Below are 17,240 nucleotides of genomic sequence, written 5' to 3'. Positions count from 1 at the left end.
CTCAGCGCAATGACGCGGCACGGGCCTGTGCCGCAGCGAGCTGCTCGGCCACCCGCACCGGAGCGGTTCCGCCGATGGCATCCCGGGAGGCCAGCGACCCGTCCACGCTGAGCACCTCACGCACCGCGGGGGTCAGGTGCGCGCTGATCCCGGCCAGGTCCGCGTCGGAGAGGTCCCAGAGCTCGATGTCGCGCTCCTCGCACACCCGCACACAAGCCCCGGCGATCTCGTGCGCCTCCCGGAACGGCACTCCCTGACGCACCAGCCACTCGGCCACGTCGGTGGCGAGCGCGAAGCCCTGCGGGGCGAGCTCGGCCAGTCGATCCGTGTGGAAGGTCAGCGTCGCGACCATGCCGGAGACCGCGGGGAGCAGCAGAGCGAGGGTGTCGACGGCGTCGAACACCGGCTCCTTGTCCTCCTGCAGGTCCCGGTTGTAGGCGAGCGGGAGGCCCTTGAGCGTGGCGAGCAGACCCGTCAGGTCACCAATCAGGCGGCCTGCTTTCCCCCGAGCCAGCTCAGCGACGTCCGGGTTCTTCTTCTGCGGCATGATCGAGGACCCGGTGGAGAAGGAGTCGTGCAGGGTCACGAAGCCGAACTCCTTGGTGGCCCAGACGATCACCTCCTCGGAGATCCGGGAGAGGTCCACACCGATCATCGCGGTCACGAAGGCGAACTCCGCCACCAGGTCACGCGAGGCCGTGCCGTCGATGGAGTTCTCCACCGGCCCGTCGAAGCCGAGCTCGGCCGCCACGGCCGCCGGGTCCAGCCCGAGCGAGGATCCCGCCAACGCACCGGACCCGTACGGCGAGTACGCAGCCCTGCGATCGAAGTCACGCAGTCGGTCCACGTCCCGCAGCAACGGCCAGGCGTGCGCCAGCAGGTGGTGCGCCAGGAGGACCGGTTGGGCGTGCTGCAGGTGGGTCCGGCCGGGCATTGCGGCCCCCGGGTGCGCCTCAGCCTGGGCGCACAGGGCGTCCACCACGTCCAGCACGCCGTCGGCGATCAGGCGGGCGTGCTCACGCAGGTACATCCGCACCTGCGTGGCGATCTGGTCGTTCCGGGACCGGCCGGCGCGCAGTTTGCCGCCGAGCGCCGGACCGGCCCGCTCGATCAGCCCACGCTCGAGGGCGGAGTGCACGTCCTCGTCCTCGAGCGCCGCGACGAACGCCCCGGAGGCCACGTCCGCGTCCAGCTGGTCCAGCGCCGTCAGCATGCCGTCCAGCTCGGTCTCGTCGAGGAGCCCGGCGCCGTACAGCACACGAGCGTGCGCGCGCGAGCCGGCGATGTCGTGGCGGGCGAGTCGCCAGTCGAAGTGCGTGGACTTGCTCAGTGCCGCCAGGGCGTCGGCGGGTCCGCCGGTGAACCGGCCGCCCCACAACGATCCCGATCCGGTGGTGTGCTCGCTCATCAGTCGGACCCCGACTCCCAGGCGGCGTGCTCGAGCGCGCTCTCGTCGTCGCTCGCGGCTGCCGGGTTGGCCGAGATGGTCTCGGCTCCACCGGTCGGGAGCTCACCGAACAGTGTCCCGTTCTCCACGAGCACCTGTCCCTGGTCGACCGGCTGCTGGGCGTACATCTCCAGCTTCGCGCGGGAATCGGCGATGTCGAGGTTGCGCATGGTGAGCTGGCCGATCCGGTCGGTGGGTCCGAAGGCTGCGGACTCGGTGCGCTCCATCGACAGCTTCTCCGGGTGGTAGGAGAAGTCGGGTCCGTCGGTGTTCAGGATCGTGTAGTCCTCGCCGCGGCGCAGCCGCAGGGTGACCTCACCGGTGATGACCGAGGCGATCCACCGCTGGATCGACTCGCGGATCATCAGCGCCTGCGGGTCGAGCCAGCGACCTTCGTAGGACAGCCGCCCCAACCGCCGCCCGTCGGCGTGGTAGTTCGCGATGGTGTCCTCGTTGTGGATGGCTGCCACCAGCCGCTCGTAGGCGATGTGCAGCAACGCCATCCCGGGAGCCTCGTAGATGCCACGGGACTTGGCCTCGATGATGCGGTTCTCGATCTGGTCCGACATACCCAGCCCGTGCCGGCCACCGATCGTGTTCGCCTCGTGCACCAGGGCGACCGGGTCGTCGAAGCGGGTGCCGTTGATCGCCACCGGACGTCCGCCCTCGAACGCGATCGTGACGTCCTCGGTATCGATGGCCACGGTCGGGTCCCAGAACTTCACGCCCATGATCGGGTCCACCGTCTCCAGGGAGACGTCGAGGTGCTCAAGGGTCTTCGCCTCGTGCGTGGCACCCCAGATGTTGGCGTCGGTGGAGTAGGCCTTCTCGGCGCTGTCCCGGTAGGGCAGGTTGTGCTCGACGAGCCACTCGCTCATCTCCGACCGGCCACCCAGCTCGGTGACGAAGGCCGGGTCGAGCCACGGCTTGTAGATCCGCAGGTTCGGGTTGGCCAGCAGCCCGTAGCGGTAGAACCGTTCGATGTCGTTGCCCTTGAAGGTGGACCCGTCACCCCAGATCTCCACGCCGTCGGCCTGCATGGCGCGCACCAGCAGGGTGCCGGTGACGGCACGGCCCAACGGGGTGGTGTTGAAGTAGACGCGTCCGCCGCTGCGGATGTGGAACGCTCCGCAGGCGAGCGCGGCGAGCCCCTCCTCGACCAGTGCGGCCTTGCAGTCGACCATGCGAGACAGCTCGGCGCCGTACTGGATCGCACGGCCCGGGACCTTGTCGATCTCCGGCTCGTCGTACTGGCCGATGTCGGCGGTGTAGGTGCACGGGACGGCTCCGTGGTGCCGCATCCACGCCACGGCGACCGAGGTGTCCAGTCCGCCGGAGAAGGCGATGCCCACCCGCTCACCGACCGGTAGTTCCGTCAGTACCTTGCTCACTGGTTCTCCTCAGGGGTCGTGGTGTCTCGATCGGGATCGCGGCCGCTGGCCAGATCCAGGAAGAGCTGGGCGACGGCTGTCCCACCGTCAGGTTCCGCGGCGATGACCAGCACCGTGTCGTCCCCGGCGATCGTGCCGATCACCGGGGGCAGGACCGAGTGGTCGATCGCCGATGCCAAGAATTGTGCCGCGCCCGGAGGGGTGCGGAGCACCACCAGGTTGCCGGAGACCTCCGTGGCCACCAGCAGCTCGGTGCACAATCGCGCCAGGCGGACGGCGAACTGTTCGGTGTCCGCAGCCCCGTACCCGAATGGCCCCTCCGGAGGCAGCGCGTACTGCTGGCTGCCGTCTGCTCCACGCACCTTGTACGCACGCAGTTCGTCCAGGTCGCGGGAGAGGGTGGCCTGGGTGGCGGTGACGCCACGGTCGGCGAGCCTGGTCTGCAGCTCCGCCTGCGAGTGCACCGGCGAGCCGGCGATCACCTCACGGATCAGGGCGTGCCGGGCGGCCTTGGTGGCGGGGATGCTCATCGTTTCCCCAGCAACCAGGTGAGAATCGCCTTCTGTGCATGCAGACGGTTCTCCGCCTCGTCCCAGACCCGGGACGCGGACCCTTCGAGCACGGCATCAGTGATCTCCTTGCCGCGGTAGGCGGGCAGGCAATGGAGCACGATCGCCGGGCCATCGTTCGACCCGGCGGCGGCGAGCAGCTCGTCGTTGAGCTGGAACGGCAGGAAGGGTCGCTCCCGTTCGTCCTTCTCGTCCTCTTGGCCCATGGACACCCAGGTGTCCGTGGCCACCACGTCTGCCCCGGTGACGGCGGCCGTCGCCTCTTCCACGACGGTCACCGAGCCGCCGGTGCCGGCGGCGATCGCCCCGGCGCGTTTCACCACGGCCGGGTCAGGCAGGTACCCCTCGGGGGCTCCGATCCGTACGTGCATGCCGGCAAGGGCTCCGCCGAGGAGGTAGGAGTGGGCCATGTTGTTCCCGCCGTCGCCGACGTAGGCGAAGGTCCGGTCAGCCAGGGCCGGCCCGTCGACGGCGAACCCGCCGGTGTGCTCGGCGATGGTGAGCAGGTCGGCGAGGATCTGGCATGGGTGGTAGTCGTCCGTGAGGGCGTTCACCACGGGGACGCCAGCGTGGGCGGCCATCTCCTCCAGCGCCGACTGCGCGTAGGTGCGCCAGACGATCGCCGAGGTCATCCGGCCGAGCACCCGGGCGGTATCCGGCACCGACTCACGCACACCGACCTGAGCCAGCGTGCCGTCCACGAGCATCGGATAGCCGCCGAGCTCGGCCACCCCGGCGGTGAAGGACGCCTGAGTCCGTAGCGTGGGCTTGTCGAAGATGATCGCCACCGGCTGCGGGCCTGCCAGGGGCGTCACCGTGTAGACGCCTGCGGCGCGATCGGCCTTGAGCGCGGCGGCGAGTTCGAGAACCTCACGCTGCTCAGCCGACGTGAGGTCGTCGTCAGCCAGGAAGTGGCGTACGGCCGGCCGGGGGTTCGTCGTGGCGTCGGGCATGGTCGTCATGACTGCATCGCCTTCTCGAGGATGTGGGGCAGGGCGTCGGTGAAGGACGTCGCCTGCTCGGTCGTCAGGATGAGCGGTGGGGCCAGCCGCAGCGCGTCGGGGGCGACGGGGTTGATGATGAACCCGGCCTCCAGCGCGGCGCGGGCCGCGGCGGGCGCGATCTCGTCGGTGAGCTGGACCGCGAGCAGTAGCCCTTCGCCGCGGACACCGGCGATCAGTGGATGGGCGAGCCTTTCGATCGCCGATCGGATCGCGTTCCCTGTGCTGCCGACCCGCTTGAGCAGGCCGTCCCGCTCGATCACGTGGATGGTGGCCAGGGCGGCTGCGGCAGCCACGGGGTTGCCGCCGAAGGTGGTGCCGTGCTGCCCCGGGCCGAACAGGCTGGCTGCCCGCTCGGTGACCGCAACGACAGCGCCGATCGGGAAGCCGCCACCGAGGCCCTTCGCCAGGGTGACCACGTCCGGGACCACGCCGGCGCCGATGTGGTCGTGGTGGTGGCCCATCCATGCCCCGGTGCGCCCCATCCCGGTCTGAACCTCGTCCAGGATCAGCAGGGCACCGTGGGCATCGGTGAGCTCGCGCGCCGCGGCCAGGTAGCCGGTGGGCAATGGGCGCACCCCGGCCTCACCCTGCAACGGCTCGAGGACGACGGCGGCCACCTGCTCTCCCCCGGTGGCGAACGCGGCCTCGAGGGCGGCGAGGTCGCCGAACGGCAGGTGCTCCACCCCGCCGGGCAGTGGTTCGAACGGCTCGCGGTAGGCCTGCTTCGCCGTCAGGGCCAGGGCGCCCATGGTGCGCCCGTGGAAGGCTCCCTCGAGGGCGAGGATGCGTGGCCGGTCGGCGCCGCCGTGGCGGCGCGCCAGCTTGAACGCACCCTCGAGTGCTTCGGTGCCGGAGTTGGTGAAGAAGGTGCGGGCCGCCGTCGGGCGTGGGCCGGTGACCACGAGCGCGGCGAGGCGCTCGGCGAGGGTGATCTGCAGCGGGGAGGCGAAGAAGTTCGAGATGTGCCCCAGGGTGCCCAGCTGGGCCGAGATCGCCCCGGTGAGCGTGGGGTGCGCGTGGCCGAGGCTGTTCACGGCGATGCCGGCGAGCAGATCCAGGTAGCGCTGGCCGTCGGCGTCCCAGACGTAGCACCCTTCGCCGCGGGTGAGCACCCGCTGCGGGGCCCCGAAGGTGTTCATCAGGGCGCCGGTGTAGCGGCCGGTCCACTCGGCCTGGGTGAGAGCGTCGGTGCGGCCTGCGCCGGCAATCTCGCTGAGCTCGTTCATGCTGCTTCCTCCTCAGTGGGCGTGACCATCGTGCCCACCCCTTCGGTCGTGAAGATCTCCAGCAGCAGCGAGTGCGGCTGGCGCCCGTCGATCACGTGCGCCTGCGGCACACCGCCGGAGACGGCCCGCAGGCACGCTTCCATCTTCGGCACCATCCCCGAGGCGAGCGTAGGCAGCATCGCGGCCAGGCGCTCGGCGCCGATCTGCCGGACCAGGGAGGAGGTGTCCGGCCAGTTCGCGTACAGGCCCTCGACGTCGGTGAGCACCACCAGCTTCTGCGCCCCCAGGGCGGTGGCCAGGGCGGCGGCGGCCGTGTCGGCGTTCACGTTGAGCACGTCACCGGGGTTATCCATATCGGGGGCGATGGTGGAGATCACCGGGATGCGGCCGGCATCCAGCAGGTCCTGGACGGCGCGAGGGTGTACCTCGATCACGTCGCCCACAAGGCCGACGTCGACCGGCTCGCCGTCCACCACGGCCTGCCGCTTGCGGGCGGCAAAGAGGCCACCGTCCTCTCCGGAGATCCCGACGGCGAGGGGTTCGGACGCGTTCAGCCGGCTCACCAGGTCTCGCTGCACCTTGCCGGTGAGCACCATGCGCACCACGTCCATAGTCTCCGGGGTGGTGACCCGCAGCCCGCCGCGGAACTCGGACTCGATGCCGAGGCGGGTCAGCATGGCCGAGATCTGCGGGCCACCGCCGTGCACGACGACGGGTTTGAGCCCGGCGTAGCGGAAGAACCGGATGTCCTCGGCGAAGGCGCGTTCTAGGTCGGCGTCGATCATGGCGTTGCCGCCGAACTTGATCACCACCACGGCGCCGGCGAAGCGTTCCAGCCAGGGCAGGGCTTGGATGAGTACCTCGGCCTTCTGTCCGGGGCGCAGGTCCGTCTCGGTGTTGAAGACGAAGGTCTCGGCGGTGGGGTCTGCGGGTTCGGTGCTCATGTGGAGTAGGCGCTGTTCTCGTGGACGTAGTCGTGGGTGAGGTCGTTGGTCCACACGGTGGCGGTGGCGTCGCCGGCGTGCAGGTCGATGACGATCCGTACCTCGCGCTGAGCGGCGAGGTCCACCCGGCTGCGGTCGGCGTGGGCGGCGCCGGAGCGGCAGATCATCACGCCGTTGATGGACACGTCCACCTGATCGGCGTCGAACGGCGCCACCTCGACCGGCACGGTGCCCACCTGGGCAAGGATGCGGCCCCAGTTCGGGTCGTTGCCGAAGACGGCGGCCTTGACGAGGTTGGAGCGGGTGACGGCGCGGGCGACCGCGAGCGCGGCGTCGGTGCTGGTGGCCCCGGTGACCTCGACGGCGATGTCGTGCGAGGCGCCTTCGGCGTCGGCGACGAGCTGCCGGGACAGATCAGCGGCCGCATCGGTGAGCGCCTGGGTCAGCTCGGCCTCGGAGGGTTCGACGCCGGAGGCCCCCGAGGCCAGCAGCACCACGGTGTCCGAGGTGGACATGCACCCGTCGGAGTCGACCCGGTCGAAGGTGACCGAGGTGGCGGCGTGCAACACGCGCCGGGCGATGGCCGGATCGACGACCGCATCGGTGGTGAGGACGCTCAGCATCGTGGCCATGGCGGGGGCGAGCATGCCGGCACCCTTGGCCATCCCGCCCACGCTCCACCCGTCGCGGACCATGTGGGTGGTCTTCGGGACCGTGTCGGTGGTCATGATCGCCTGGGCGGCGTCCAGGCCGCTGTCAGCGGTCAGCGCCTCGGCGGCGGCGCTGATTCCCGGCAGGAGCTTGTCCATCGGCAGCCGTTCGCCGATGAGGCCGGTGGAGCAGACCACGACGTCGGCCGCAGAGACACCGAGGGCCTCGGCGGCGCGTTCGGCGCTGTGGTGGGTGTCGGCGAAGCCGTCCGGCCCGGTGCACACGTTCGCGCCGCCGGAGTTGAGCAGCACGGCCTCGACCACGCCGTCGGAGACGACCTGGCGGGACCACAAGACCGGGGCACCGACCACGCGGTTGGTGGTGAACACGGCGGCACCGACCTTGGTGGGCCCGTCGTTGACGACGAGGGCGACGTCCGGGGTGCCGGAGGCCTTGAGGCCGGCAGTGACGCCGGCGGCGCGGAAGCCGGCAGGGCTTGTCGTTGTCACGGGGCCACTCCTTCGGTGGTCAGGCCGATCCCTTCGGGGAGCCCGAGGGCGAGGTTCATGGACTGCACGGCCGCGCCGGCAGTGCCCTTGACGAGGTTGTCGATGGCGCAGATGGTCACGACTCTGCCGGCCCTGTCATCGATGGCGACCTGCACCAAGGCGGTATTCGCACCCAGGGTGGCGGCCGTCGTCGGCCATTGGCCCTCCGGGAGGAGCTGGACGAACTGCTCACCGGCGTAGGCCTGCTCCCAGGCGAGACGCACCTGGGCGGGCGTGACACCGGGGGCGAGGGGCGCCGTCGTGGTGGCGAGGATGCCACGGGACATCGGGACCAGCACTGGGGTAAAAGAGCAGTGAACGTCCGCTGCCCCGGCACCCGCGACGCGCAGGTTCTGCTCGATCTCGGGGACGTGCCGGTGCGTGCCGGCGACCGCGTACGGTGCGGCCGAGCCGATCCCTTCGGCGGCCGTGAGGTGGGGTTTCATCGCCTTGCCGGCGCCGGAGTAGCCGACCGAGAGGACGGCGACGACATCGCTCGGGTCGAGAACACCGGCCGCGACGCCGGGCTGGATGCCGAGGGTGACGGCGGTGACGTTGCAGCCGGGCACCGCGATGTGGCGGGCCTGGCTCAGCGCTCCACGCTGCGACGACGCTGCAGTCTCACCGGCGTGCAGCAGCTCGGGCATGCCGTAGGGCCAGCTGCCCGCGTGCTCGCTGCCGTAGAAGGCAGCCCAGTCGGTGGCGTCGGTGAGCCGGTGGTCGGCACCCAGGTCCAGGATCAGAGGGGTAGCACTGCCGGGGCCGACCGCTTCCAGCTCCGCCGCGATGGTGCCGGAGGCGCCGTGCGGGAGGCCGAGGACGACGACGTCGTGCCCGCGCAGGTTCTCGGCTGTGGTGGCCACGAAGGTGCGATCGGCCACGCTGCGCAGATGCGGGTGATGGCGGCCCACGAGTTCACCGGCGTTCGAGTGCGCGGTGAGCGCTCCGACCTCTACCTCGGGGTGGGCAAGAAGCAGACGCAGCGTCTCTCCGCCCGCGTAGCCACTGGCACCTGCGATCGCGACCGATACAGTCATATGAATAACTATACATGGCGTGGTGCGAGCGAGCGCAACCATGGGGTGGAATACGCAAGAATGTTCGGCATGAGCGTGAGGAGCCCCTGCGGAGGGACGCCGAGGAACGAGGTGTGCCGGAGCAAGGCACCGGAGCGAGCGTGCAAGAAGGGCACAGCATGAGCACCACCATCGTCCAGGGCAGTGCGGTCGACGACTACCCCGAGATTCCCCGGAGGCCGTGCGCGGGCGCGCGCTGCGGGTCACCGAGATCGGTGAGTCCGTGCTGCATGAGCGTTGCGCCGACGTGACGGCGTTCGGGACCGAGGAGCTGGCCAGCCTGGTGGACGACATGTTCGCCACGATGCTGGTGGCCGAAGGGGTGGGCCTGGCCGCGAATCAGGTGGGCGTGGACCTACGACTGTTCGTCTATGACCTCACCGACTCCGACGGCACCCGGTATGTGGGCCACGTGGCCAACCCCGAGGTGGAGGTGACCAGCGCTGAGACCGAGGAGATCGAGGAGGGCTGTCTCTCCGTGCCCGGCCCGGGGGCGGAGCTGTTCCGGCCGCTCGACGTGCGAGTGCGCGGGGTGGACATCACCGGGGCGCCGGTGGAGCTGACCGCCCACGGATATCTGGCGCGCTGCTTCCAGCACGAGACCGACCACACCAATGGGCGGCTGTACGTGGACCTGCTGAGCAAGCGGGTCCGCAAGCGAGTGCTGCGGGACATGGAGGACCTGCGCGAGGAGGTGCTGGAGCGGCGGGACTCGGTGAGCCGCGTGCACGAGAAGGAACCGGCGGTCTACCCGGATCGCTGAGTGAGTGACCGGGCCCGCTCGGCGGCCCAGATGGCGAGCTCCACCCGGTTGCGGGCATCCAGCTTGGTCATCAGGCTCCCGAGGTGCGTCTTCACCGTGCTCAGGGAGATGTGCAGCTCGCGGGCGATCTCGGTGTTGCCGAGGCCGCGAGCGACGGCGGCGAGCACCTCCTCCTCGCGGGCGGTGAGCGGGCTGGCCGGGGCTGCGGGCGGGGCGGGCGATGGTGCGGCCCCGGCGAAGGTACTGATGAGCCGGACGGTGATCGCCGGGTCGATGAGCGCGTCGCCCCGCGCCGCCGCGTGTACCGCCTCGTTCAGCAGCACGGGACCGGCGTTCTTGAGAAGGAACCCGCGGGCGCCGTTCCGCAGTGCGGTGTAGACGTACTCGTCGAGGTCGAAGGTGGTGATCACCACCACCGGGATCGGGTCGGATACCCCCGGGCCGGCGAGCTGCCGGGTGACCTCGAGACCGTCCGTGCCCGGCATCCGGATGTCGACCAGGCACACGTCCGGTCGCTCCTGGCGGGCGAGGCGAATGGCCTGGGCGCCCTCGGAGGCCTCGGCGATCACCTCGATGCCGGGCTGGGCGTCCAGGATCATCCGCAGCCCGGTGCGGACGATCTCCTGATCGTCGGCTACCAGCACCCGGATGCTCACCCCGGTGATCCTGCCAGGGGAAGGGTCACCGTGACGATCCAGCCGCCGTCAGGGCCGGGGCCGGCGGTGCAGCGTCCGCCCAGCATGGTGGCCCGTTCGGTCATCCCGGCGATCCCGTACCCTCCCGACGGCGGAGCGTGCGCCGGACTGCCGTCGTCGCTGATCTCCACGGTCACCTCGAGCGCGTCGATGTGGACCAGCAGGAGGGCGCGCGTGGCGCCACGGGCGTGCCGGCGTACGTTCGTGAGCGCCTCCTGGGCGATCCGGTAGACGGCGGCACTCACCCGGGCCGGGACTGTTGAGGTGTCTCCGGTGACCTCCACCTGCACCGGCGCCGCTCCCCCGGCGTCCGCGAGCGCACTCAGGTCGGCGATCCCCGGTGCGGGGGCGAGCTCGGGATTGTCGTCGCGGCGGAGGATGCGCACGATCGAGCGCATCTCGGCCAGGGCGCGGGATGCCTCGTCCTCGATCACGCGGAGGGCGTCGGTGGCGGCAGCGCTGTCGGTGGCCGCGACCGCGCGACCGGCCTGGGCGCGCACGGCGATCGCGGAGACGTGGTGGGCGACGGTGTCGTGCAGGTCGCGCGCCAGCCGCTCGCCCTCGAGCAACCGCACCTGTTCCAACTCGCGCGCGCGGGATGCCGCCCGCCACCGGAACGCGAGGCCAAGGGCGCCGGTGGCGAGGACCACGGCGGCCGATCCCCACGCATCGGCCCACGGGGCCGAGCCCACGAGGCTCGGGACCAGGACGGCGACGAGCATCAGCGCTCCGCCGGCGACCATCGACCGGCCCCTCCCCCATCGTGGTACCGCGTACACCAGGGTGAGCAGGTAGATCGAGGAGACCAGGGCAAGGTCGGTCGCGATGAGCTGACCGGCTGCCGTGGCGACACCGAGCGCGGTGGCGAGCATCGCCGTCGGGAATCGGCGCCGCCACAGCGTGGTGACGGCGACCGCGATCAGGACCGCGGCCCACGGCCACTGGGGCGGGACGTCGGTGCGCAGGGCCGTCTCCGCGGCGACCGCGGCGGTCACACCGAGGAGCAGGACCCAGTCGCGCCACCCGCGGGACGGTGGAGTGCCCGGCGGCGTCGACCGCGCGGCGGAGCCCATCGCGCCAGCATACGGTCGTCTCATCGCCGGCCACGGCGGATGGCGATCTCGGCGACCACCATGTTGATGCCCCAGCCGGCGGCCATCAGGACTGTGGTCATGGCCGTCCCCGGCTGACCGAGCGCGAGCGTCCACGGTAGGAAGGTGAACACCTGGGTGCCGGCCCCCAGAGCGATCACATAGGAGCGGATCATCCAAGCGCGGTGTCGTTGCACGTTCCGGCGCAGGATCGCGACCACCGCGATCACGAGGCCAGCCGCCATCACGGCACCGAGGGCCACGCGAATCACTGCCAGGACTGGTCCGTTGCTGGCCGGTAGGTCGTACGCGACGGCCATCCAGATGCCGGAGAAGGCCGACACCAGACCGGCAGGAACCAGCACCCGGCCGGCGAACCGGTGCCAGCGCCGACGACGGAGCGTGGGCACGAACTGCAACGCGCCGAGCAGCAGGTACAGGGTGGAGCCGGCGATGTGCGCGACCACAGGGACCGGGGAGTCGACAAAGCGGGCGTTCTCGGCGGTGACCGTGGCGCCGGACGCGAGCTCGGTGATCCGCATGGCGCCGGCGAGCACGGGGACGAGGGCGAGGAAAAGCAGCCCGGCCGGTAGCAGCCATTGGGGCCGGTTCCTGCGGCGAGCGGGATCACGGGGAAGCTTCGTGGGGACTGGGGTGGAGACCATGCCTCGATCGTCGCGGTGCGCCAGCGACCGGCACATCGGTCATTCGGTTCGATCCTGCTCGGCCGTTCGGCCGATCAGTGCTGCGCCGCCAAGATCGCCTCCACAGCCGCATCACCCACCCGCTCCGCGCAGCCGGGCGCGAACGGCGCCGGCATCGCGTAGTACCGGTGGGCATCGAGGACCTCGTAGCCACCGTGGGCGTACTCGTGGGACGGGGGCAGGTAGCCGGGGACGTCGTCGGCGTAGCCGGCCACGAGCACCGGTGCGCCGATGGCGCGCTCGATCGCCTCGGCGGTGGCCAAGAAGGGTTCACCGGGGAGGAAGACGAGTGGGACGCCGATGTCGACCGCGGTGACGTGGCCCGTCCACGGGGCCGGGTCGTCCGGGACGCCCGCCTCGGCCCAGTCGATCCAGGTCTGCAGCACCCGTGCCAGTCCTGGGTCGGCGGTGCGTTGCTGCGTGCGCCACATGCGCACGTGCGCCTCCCGTTCGCCGGCGTCCGGCCGGGCGAACGGCAGTCGTACCGGAACACGGGTCACGCGGGCGACCGCCGGCACGTCCACCTGCCGCTCCGCAGCGGCGAGCGCTGCCGTGGCGATCCGCTGACCGACGCGGCCTGCCTCGGCTAGGCTCCGCTCCCCCGCACCGGACTCGGTGTAGGACGCTTCTGCCGGGTGGCCGGTGTTCACGTCGCCGGCCGCGCCGGTGAGGAAGAGGCACACGCTACCCGGGTGCGCGCGTTCGACCTCGTCGCGCAAGGCTCCCGGATAGTCGGCGGCGATAAGCCGGTTGGCGGCGTCCAGCACCACCGGGTGGCACGGGTAGTTGATCAGGTCGGCGACCACCCGATCCTGCGCCCGGAATGTCAGTCGCCAGACGGGCGGGTCGATGGGACGGTCAGGGTGCCGGCGGTTGCGCGCCACGCCGACGCCGGTTGCTCGCGCCACGGTCACCTCGCACGGTACCCGCTCCCCCGCCGCCTCCCGCACCGCGGCGATGGCCGCCTCCACCACGGTCTCGTGCGCCTGCGCAGCATGGCCACCGACCCGCCCGAAGGCGACGCACGGGCCGGCGTGCGTGTGGGTGGCGGTGACCACGCAGGTCCCTGCCCATCCGCGGACCGCCGCCGCGACCCGGTCGGAGGTGCGCATGTGCACCGCGCACACGTCCAGTGCCACGATCGCGACGTCGTCGACCACCAGCGCACGCACCGAGGTGGCCTGGTGCACGCCCAGGCTCGGGCCGGCTCGTCCGGCGTACCCGGACATGGGTGTGCCCACCGGCACCGCAGCCGTCCGTACTGCCGCTCCCACCTGCACGAGTTCGCCTCCTCACCACGTCCTGGACGCTCTCGGCGCCCCGTGTGCGCTGAGGATACGCTGCGGCGCATGCCGAATCAGGTGGCCCGCGTCCCGCTCGTCCTGTCTCCTGCCACACCCGAGCTGTTGACCTCCGGTGGTCGCGGGTTCGTCCTTGCGCTCGCCGGTGGCGGATACGCCCACCGCAGCGAGCATGAGGGCCCCGGGACGGCCGACTGGCTCGCCGCGCGGGGCATCCCGGCCGGGCACCTGGACTACCCGGTGGCCCCGGCCCGGTACCCGGAAGCGCTCGAGCAGGTGCTGCTGGCGCTGGCCGACCTGCGCGCCGGGGTGCATGGCGAGATCAACGGCCCGATCGCGGTGATCGGCTACTCCGCCGGTGGGCACCTCGCCGGGACAGCCGCCACGGCCACTGATGCCGAGCGCACCGCGCTCGCCGAGCGCGAAGGCATCGACCCCGACACCCTCGCCCGCCCCGACCTGGTGACCATGGGCTACCCCGTCTTCTCCCTCGTGGCGCGCACCCATGTGGGGTCCCGGCTGAACCTGCTCGGCGCGGACCACACCGAAGCGCTGGCCCTCGCACTGAGCGTGGAGAACCGGGTGGATGCCGCCGCTCCCCCGGCGTTCGTGTGGCACACATCCGACGACGCAGCCGTCCCTGTGGAGAACACCCTCGCCGCCGTCTCAGCGTGGCGGGCGGCCCGGGCGGACGTGGAGGCGCACGTGTATCCGCACGGGAGGCACGGCCTCGGGTTGGCGCTGGAGGAGACCGGGGCGGTGGCCGGCTGGTCGCAGCACTGGGTGGAGTGGCTGAACGGCCACGGCATCCGTCCGCCGGACTGAGCGTCCTACCCTGAGTCTCGAGCCCTGAGGTTCCGGGTCAGATCCGGGTGGTACCCGATGTGGTGGCACATCTGCAGGCGGTTGGCTGGCAACTATGGACGCCTTCCTCGCCGGTCTCGCCGATCAGTTCGGCCCGTTGCTGCTCCTGCTGGGCGGGGTGTTCGCGTTCGCCGAGTCCGCGCTGGGCCTCGGGCTGGCGTTCCCGGGTGAGACGGCGGTGCTCGCCCTGGGCGCGGCCACGACCACCGGAGCTGACGTCGCCTGGGCGCTGGGGGTGGTCGCCGTCGGGGCGAGCCTGGGCGACCATGTGGGCTATCTGATCGGCCGCAAGCTGGGGCCGGCGCTGCGGGAGAGCGCCCTGGTACGACGCATCGGGGTGCGGCACTGGGACGCCGGCTCCCGGATGATGGGCACCTACGGCACCTGGGCGATCGCCGGGTCGCGACTGCTGCCCGGGGTGCGCACGGTGGTGCCGGCGGTCGCCGGTGCGGCGGGCGTGACGTACCGCAGCTTCGTGCTCGGTTCGCTGCTCGGCGCGGCCAGCTGGTCCGGCCTCTGGGTGGGTGCCGGTGCGACGGCCCGCACCGCACTACCGGAGATGGCACGCACGCTCGGCACCGCCGGATGGATCGCCGTCGGCGTGCTGGCGCTGGCCGCGGTCGTCGCGGTGCTGGTCGTGCGGCACCGTCGGAATTCACGGGAGAAGGCACTCCGGTAGGGATGTCCCCCACGCGGGCGCCGGCACTGTCTCGCCGTGGTTTCGGCGTACGTTGGGTCTCATGGACGCGATCGTGGCCCGGGAGCCGGGCGGACCGGAGACTCTGACCCTCCTCGATGTGGAACCGCCCGAGCCGGGCCCCGGCCAGGTGCTGGTTCGCACCGAGGCCATCGGGATCAACTTCATCGACACCTACCACCGGTCCGGGGTGTACCCGATGGACTTTCCGCTCACCCCGGGCGGAGAAGGCGCCGGTGTGGTGACCGCGCTCGGCGACGGTGTTGACTCCGTGGCCGTCGGCGACCGGGTGGCCTGGACCGCCAGCGCCAGTGGCAGCTATGCCGCACAGGTGCTCGTGGACGCCGGCCATGCCCTCCCGGTGCCCGACGGCGTGGACGCCGAGACCGCGGCCGCCATCCCCCTGCAGGGGATGACCGCGCACATGCTGGTCGACGGTGTCACCCGCCTCGAGCCGGGCCAGACTGTCCTTCTCACCGCCGGTGCCGGCGGCGTCGGCCTGCTGCTCACCCAGCTCGCCGTGGCACGTGGCGCTCGCGTGATCACCACCACTTCCTCCGACGCCAAGGCCGAGCTCTCTCGTGCGGCCGGGGCCTCCGACGTGATCCGCTACGACCAGTTCGACGACCTGACCACCGGCCTTCCCGCCCGGGTCCGGGAGCTGACCGACGGTGCGGGCGTGCACGTGGCCTACGACGGCGTCGGGAAGGACACCTTCGACGCCTGCCTGGCGAGCGTGCGCCGTCGGGGTTTGCTGGTGCTGTTCGGCGGGGCGAGCGGGCAGGTCCCGCCGGTGGACCTGCAGCGACTGAACCAGGCGGGCTCGCTCATGGTCACCCGACCCAAGCTGTTCGACTACATCGCTGACCCGGCCGAGCTGGCCTGGCGCGCGGGTGCGGTCTTCGAGGCCGTCGCCAGCGGCGAGCTGCAGGTGCGGATCGGCGCCCGGTACCCCCTCGCCGAGGCCGCCCGCGCTCACGAGGCGCTCGAGGGACGCCAGACCACGGGGAAGGTCTTGCTGGTTCCGTGATCACCCGTGAGTAGCCGGCTCGGCGCCGGGCTGACGTTCGCGCTCGGCCTGCTGGTGCTGTGCTCGTTCGGCACCTGGTACTACGGGTACGGGGTCCTGATCGAGCCAATCGCACGCGAGACCGGCTGGAGCCAGACCACGCTCACCAGCGCCTACGGGGTAGCGCTGTTGCTGGTGGGGGTCGGGTCGGTGCTCGCCGGCCGTGCCAGCGACCGGTTCGGTCCGCACCTGGTGCTCATCGTGGCGGCCGGGTGCACCGTGGCAGCCAGCGCGGTCGCCGCCTCGGCGAGCAGCCCCGCGGTGTTCCTCCCCGGGGCGATCCTCACCCAGGCTTGTGTGGGGGCGGTGGGCTACTACGCTCTGGCGCACGCCATCATCGCCCGAGTTGCTCCGGACGGGCGCACCCGCGGGATCACGAGGAACACGCTGTTCGGGGCGCTGGCCAGCACAGTGTTCCTCCCGTTGATGGCGTGGTCGGCGACCCAGTGGGGCTGGCGGCCCACGATGATGGCGGCCGGGTGCCTGGTGGCTGCCGCGATGCTGTGGGCGGCGACGCTGCTCCGCCATCTCGGCGGGGCGGACGGATCGGGGAGCACCCTGCTCGGCGGCCTCGCCTATGCGATCCGGGACGCCCGGCTGCGGCGCCTCCTCGCGCTCGGTGTGCTGGGCGGGGCGATGATGTCGGTGCTGCTGCTGTTCCAGGTGCCGGCGATGGTGGAGGCCGGACTCACCCTCGGGGTGGCGTCGGCGCTGGCCGGGGCGCGTGGGGCGTTCCAGATCGCGGGGCGACTGCCGTTGCCCTGGGTGCTCGACCGCGTGCCGCATCTGCTCGTGGTGCGGGTGTGCCTGCTGCTGTTCGGTCTGCCTGCGCTGCTCCTGCCATTCTCTGAGTCGATGGTGGCGGCCATCGCCTTCGTGGTGCTGGCTGGGATCGGGGTGGGCACCTTCTCCACGATGGAGAGCGTGTACACGGTGGAGTTCGTGGACGCCCGCTCCGTGGGTCTGATGCTGGGTGCGTACGCGCTGGCGCGTGGCGTCGGCTCGGCCGTGGGGCCCACGCTGGCCGGCGCGGCCGTGGATTCCTTCGGCACCCGGACCCCGGTCCTCATCACGCTGGCGGTGCTGGCGATCGTCGCGGTGGCGCTCGTACCGCAGCCAGGCGCCGCGGGAAGCCGGGCCGGCGAACGATAAGGAAGGCACGCCGCGGCAGCCGGTTGCGGGGGACGATGACGTATCCCT

Annotated in this window: 17 protein-coding genes; 5 read left to right on the top strand and 12 right to left on the bottom strand. The window is 71.5% G+C overall.

What is annotated here, in order from left to right; genetic code table 11:
• Position 1: 1 nt before the first annotated feature.
• From argH to argC, 8 genes are read right to left on the bottom strand one after another with little or no spacing between them, the layout of a single operon-like run.
• Positions 2-1,408, bottom strand: coding sequence for an argininosuccinate lyase (gene argH, locus BLU77_RS04990; protein ID WP_089771962.1), 1,407 nt, complete (start codon positions 1,406-1,408; stop codon positions 2-4).
• Positions 1,408-2,838, bottom strand: coding sequence for an argininosuccinate synthase (gene argG / locus BLU77_RS04985; protein ID WP_089771961.1), 1,431 nt, complete (start codon positions 2,836-2,838; stop codon positions 1,408-1,410). The genes argH and argG overlap by 1 nt, the downstream gene beginning before the upstream one ends.
• Positions 2,835-3,368 (bottom strand): arginine repressor, encoded by a 534-nt coding sequence (locus tag BLU77_RS04980; RefSeq protein ID WP_089771960.1) that lies wholly within the window; start codon positions 3,366-3,368, stop codon positions 2,835-2,837. Before BLU77_RS04980 ends, argG begins: the two co-directional genes overlap by 4 nt.
• On the bottom strand, positions 3,365-4,369 hold the full coding sequence (gene argF, locus BLU77_RS04975; RefSeq protein ID WP_089771959.1) for an ornithine carbamoyltransferase: 1,005 nt from the start codon (positions 4,367-4,369) through the stop codon (positions 3,365-3,367). Before argF ends, BLU77_RS04980 begins: the two co-directional genes overlap by 4 nt.
• Positions 4,366-5,637, bottom strand: a complete 1,272-nt coding sequence (locus tag BLU77_RS04970) for an acetylornithine transaminase (protein WP_089771958.1) — start codon at positions 5,635-5,637, stop codon at positions 4,366-4,368. The genes argF and BLU77_RS04970 overlap by 4 nt, the downstream gene beginning before the upstream one ends.
• The gene (gene argB / locus BLU77_RS04965) at positions 5,634-6,581 is read right to left on the bottom strand and encodes an acetylglutamate kinase (RefSeq protein WP_089771957.1); all 948 of its coding nucleotides are present in this window, start codon (positions 6,579-6,581) and stop codon (positions 5,634-5,636) included. Before argB ends, BLU77_RS04970 begins: the two co-directional genes overlap by 4 nt.
• Positions 6,578-7,741 carry a bifunctional glutamate N-acetyltransferase/amino-acid acetyltransferase ArgJ gene (argJ, locus tag BLU77_RS04960; protein WP_089771956.1) on the bottom strand — a complete coding sequence of 388 codons (1,164 nt, stop codon included), beginning with the start codon at positions 7,739-7,741 and terminating at the stop codon, positions 6,578-6,580. Before argJ ends, argB begins: the two co-directional genes overlap by 4 nt.
• Positions 7,738-8,817, bottom strand: coding sequence for an N-acetyl-gamma-glutamyl-phosphate reductase (gene argC / locus BLU77_RS04955; RefSeq protein WP_217632361.1), 1,080 nt, complete (start codon positions 8,815-8,817; stop codon positions 7,738-7,740). Before argC ends, argJ begins: the two co-directional genes overlap by 4 nt.
• A gap of 220 nt (positions 8,818-9,037) precedes the next feature.
• On the opposite strand from argC, the gene def reads away from it, so the two are divergent.
• Complete coding sequence (gene def, locus BLU77_RS04950) at positions 9,038-9,619, top strand: peptide deformylase (RefSeq protein ID WP_139177598.1); 582 nt, start codon at positions 9,038-9,040, stop codon at positions 9,617-9,619.
• Here the strand turns inward: def and BLU77_RS04945 are convergent.
• The 4 genes from BLU77_RS04945 to BLU77_RS04930 form a co-directional block, all read right to left on the bottom strand.
• On the bottom strand, positions 9,604-10,275 hold the full coding sequence (locus tag BLU77_RS04945) for a response regulator (protein ID WP_089771954.1): 672 nt from the start codon (positions 10,273-10,275) through the stop codon (positions 9,604-9,606). The two genes, def and BLU77_RS04945, sit on opposite strands and share 16 nt — an antisense overlap.
• Entirely contained in the window at positions 10,272-11,387 is a 1,116-nt protein-coding gene (locus tag BLU77_RS04940; RefSeq protein ID WP_089771953.1) for a sensor histidine kinase, read from the bottom strand. The genes BLU77_RS04945 and BLU77_RS04940 overlap by 4 nt, the downstream gene beginning before the upstream one ends.
• Before the next feature lie 20 nt (positions 11,388-11,407).
• Positions 11,408-12,070, bottom strand: coding sequence for a DUF2306 domain-containing protein (locus BLU77_RS04935; protein WP_089772984.1), 663 nt, complete (start codon positions 12,068-12,070; stop codon positions 11,408-11,410).
• A 74-nt stretch (positions 12,071-12,144) separates the two neighbouring features.
• The gene (locus BLU77_RS04930) at positions 12,145-13,389 is read right to left on the bottom strand and encodes a neutral/alkaline non-lysosomal ceramidase N-terminal domain-containing protein (RefSeq protein WP_089771952.1); all 1,245 of its coding nucleotides are present in this window, start codon (positions 13,387-13,389) and stop codon (positions 12,145-12,147) included.
• 69 nt (positions 13,390-13,458) lie between these two features.
• Here BLU77_RS04930 and BLU77_RS04925 point away from each other — a divergent pair, with 69 nt between their 5' ends.
• From BLU77_RS04925 to BLU77_RS04910, 4 genes are all read left to right on the top strand, one after another.
• Positions 13,459-14,235, top strand: a complete 777-nt coding sequence (locus BLU77_RS04925; protein WP_089771951.1) for an alpha/beta hydrolase — start codon at positions 13,459-13,461, stop codon at positions 14,233-14,235.
• A 94-nt stretch (positions 14,236-14,329) separates the two neighbouring features.
• The gene (locus BLU77_RS04920; protein ID WP_089771950.1) at positions 14,330-14,953 is read left to right on the top strand and encodes a DedA family protein; all 624 of its coding nucleotides are present in this window, start codon (positions 14,330-14,332) and stop codon (positions 14,951-14,953) included.
• Positions 14,954-15,014: 61 nt separating this feature from the next.
• Positions 15,015-16,001, top strand: a complete 987-nt coding sequence (locus BLU77_RS04915; protein ID WP_089771949.1) for a quinone oxidoreductase family protein — start codon at positions 15,015-15,017, stop codon at positions 15,999-16,001.
• A gap of 6 nt (positions 16,002-16,007) precedes the next feature.
• Positions 16,008-17,192 (top strand): MFS transporter, encoded by a 1,185-nt coding sequence (locus tag BLU77_RS04910; RefSeq protein ID WP_089771948.1) that lies wholly within the window; start codon positions 16,008-16,010, stop codon positions 17,190-17,192.
• Positions 17,193-17,240 lie beyond the last annotated feature (48 nt).

Origin of the sequence: Ruania alba (assembly GCF_900105765.1) — a bacterium.
Lineage (GTDB): Bacteria > Actinomycetota > Actinomycetes > Actinomycetales > Beutenbergiaceae > Ruania > Ruania alba.
Note: the sequence above shows the minus strand (reverse complement) of the source record. Positions and strands in the feature narration are given on the sequence as shown.

Coding starts and splice junctions, on each gene's coding strand:
- argH (WP_089771962.1), bottom strand. CDS start 1,408: ATGAGCGAGCACACCACCGGATCGGGATCGTTGTGGGGCGGCCGGTTC.
- BLU77_RS04980 (WP_089771960.1), bottom strand. CDS start 3,368: ATGAGCATCCCCGCCACCAAGGCCGCCCGGCACGCCCTGATCCGTGAG.
- argF (WP_089771959.1), bottom strand. CDS start 4,369: ATGACGACCATGCCCGACGCCACGACGAACCCCCGGCCGGCCGTACGC.
- BLU77_RS04970 (WP_089771958.1), bottom strand. CDS start 5,637: ATGAACGAGCTCAGCGAGATTGCCGGCGCAGGCCGCACCGACGCTCTC.
- argB (WP_089771957.1), bottom strand. CDS start 6,581: ATGAGCACCGAACCCGCAGACCCCACCGCCGAGACCTTCGTCTTCAAC.
- argC (WP_217632361.1), bottom strand. CDS start 8,817: ATGACTGTATCGGTCGCGATCGCAGGTGCCAGTGGCTACGCGGGCGGA.
- BLU77_RS04940 (WP_089771953.1), bottom strand. CDS start 11,387: ATGGGCTCCGCCGCGCGGTCGACGCCGCCGGGCACTCCACCGTCCCGC.
- BLU77_RS04935 (WP_089772984.1), bottom strand. CDS start 12,070: ATGGTCTCCACCCCAGTCCCCACGAAGCTTCCCCGTGATCCCGCTCGC.
- BLU77_RS04925 (WP_089771951.1), top strand. CDS start 13,459: ATGCCGAATCAGGTGGCCCGCGTCCCGCTCGTCCTGTCTCCTGCCACA.
- BLU77_RS04920 (WP_089771950.1), top strand. CDS start 14,330: ATGGACGCCTTCCTCGCCGGTCTCGCCGATCAGTTCGGCCCGTTGCTG.
- BLU77_RS04915 (WP_089771949.1), top strand. CDS start 15,015: ATGGACGCGATCGTGGCCCGGGAGCCGGGCGGACCGGAGACTCTGACC.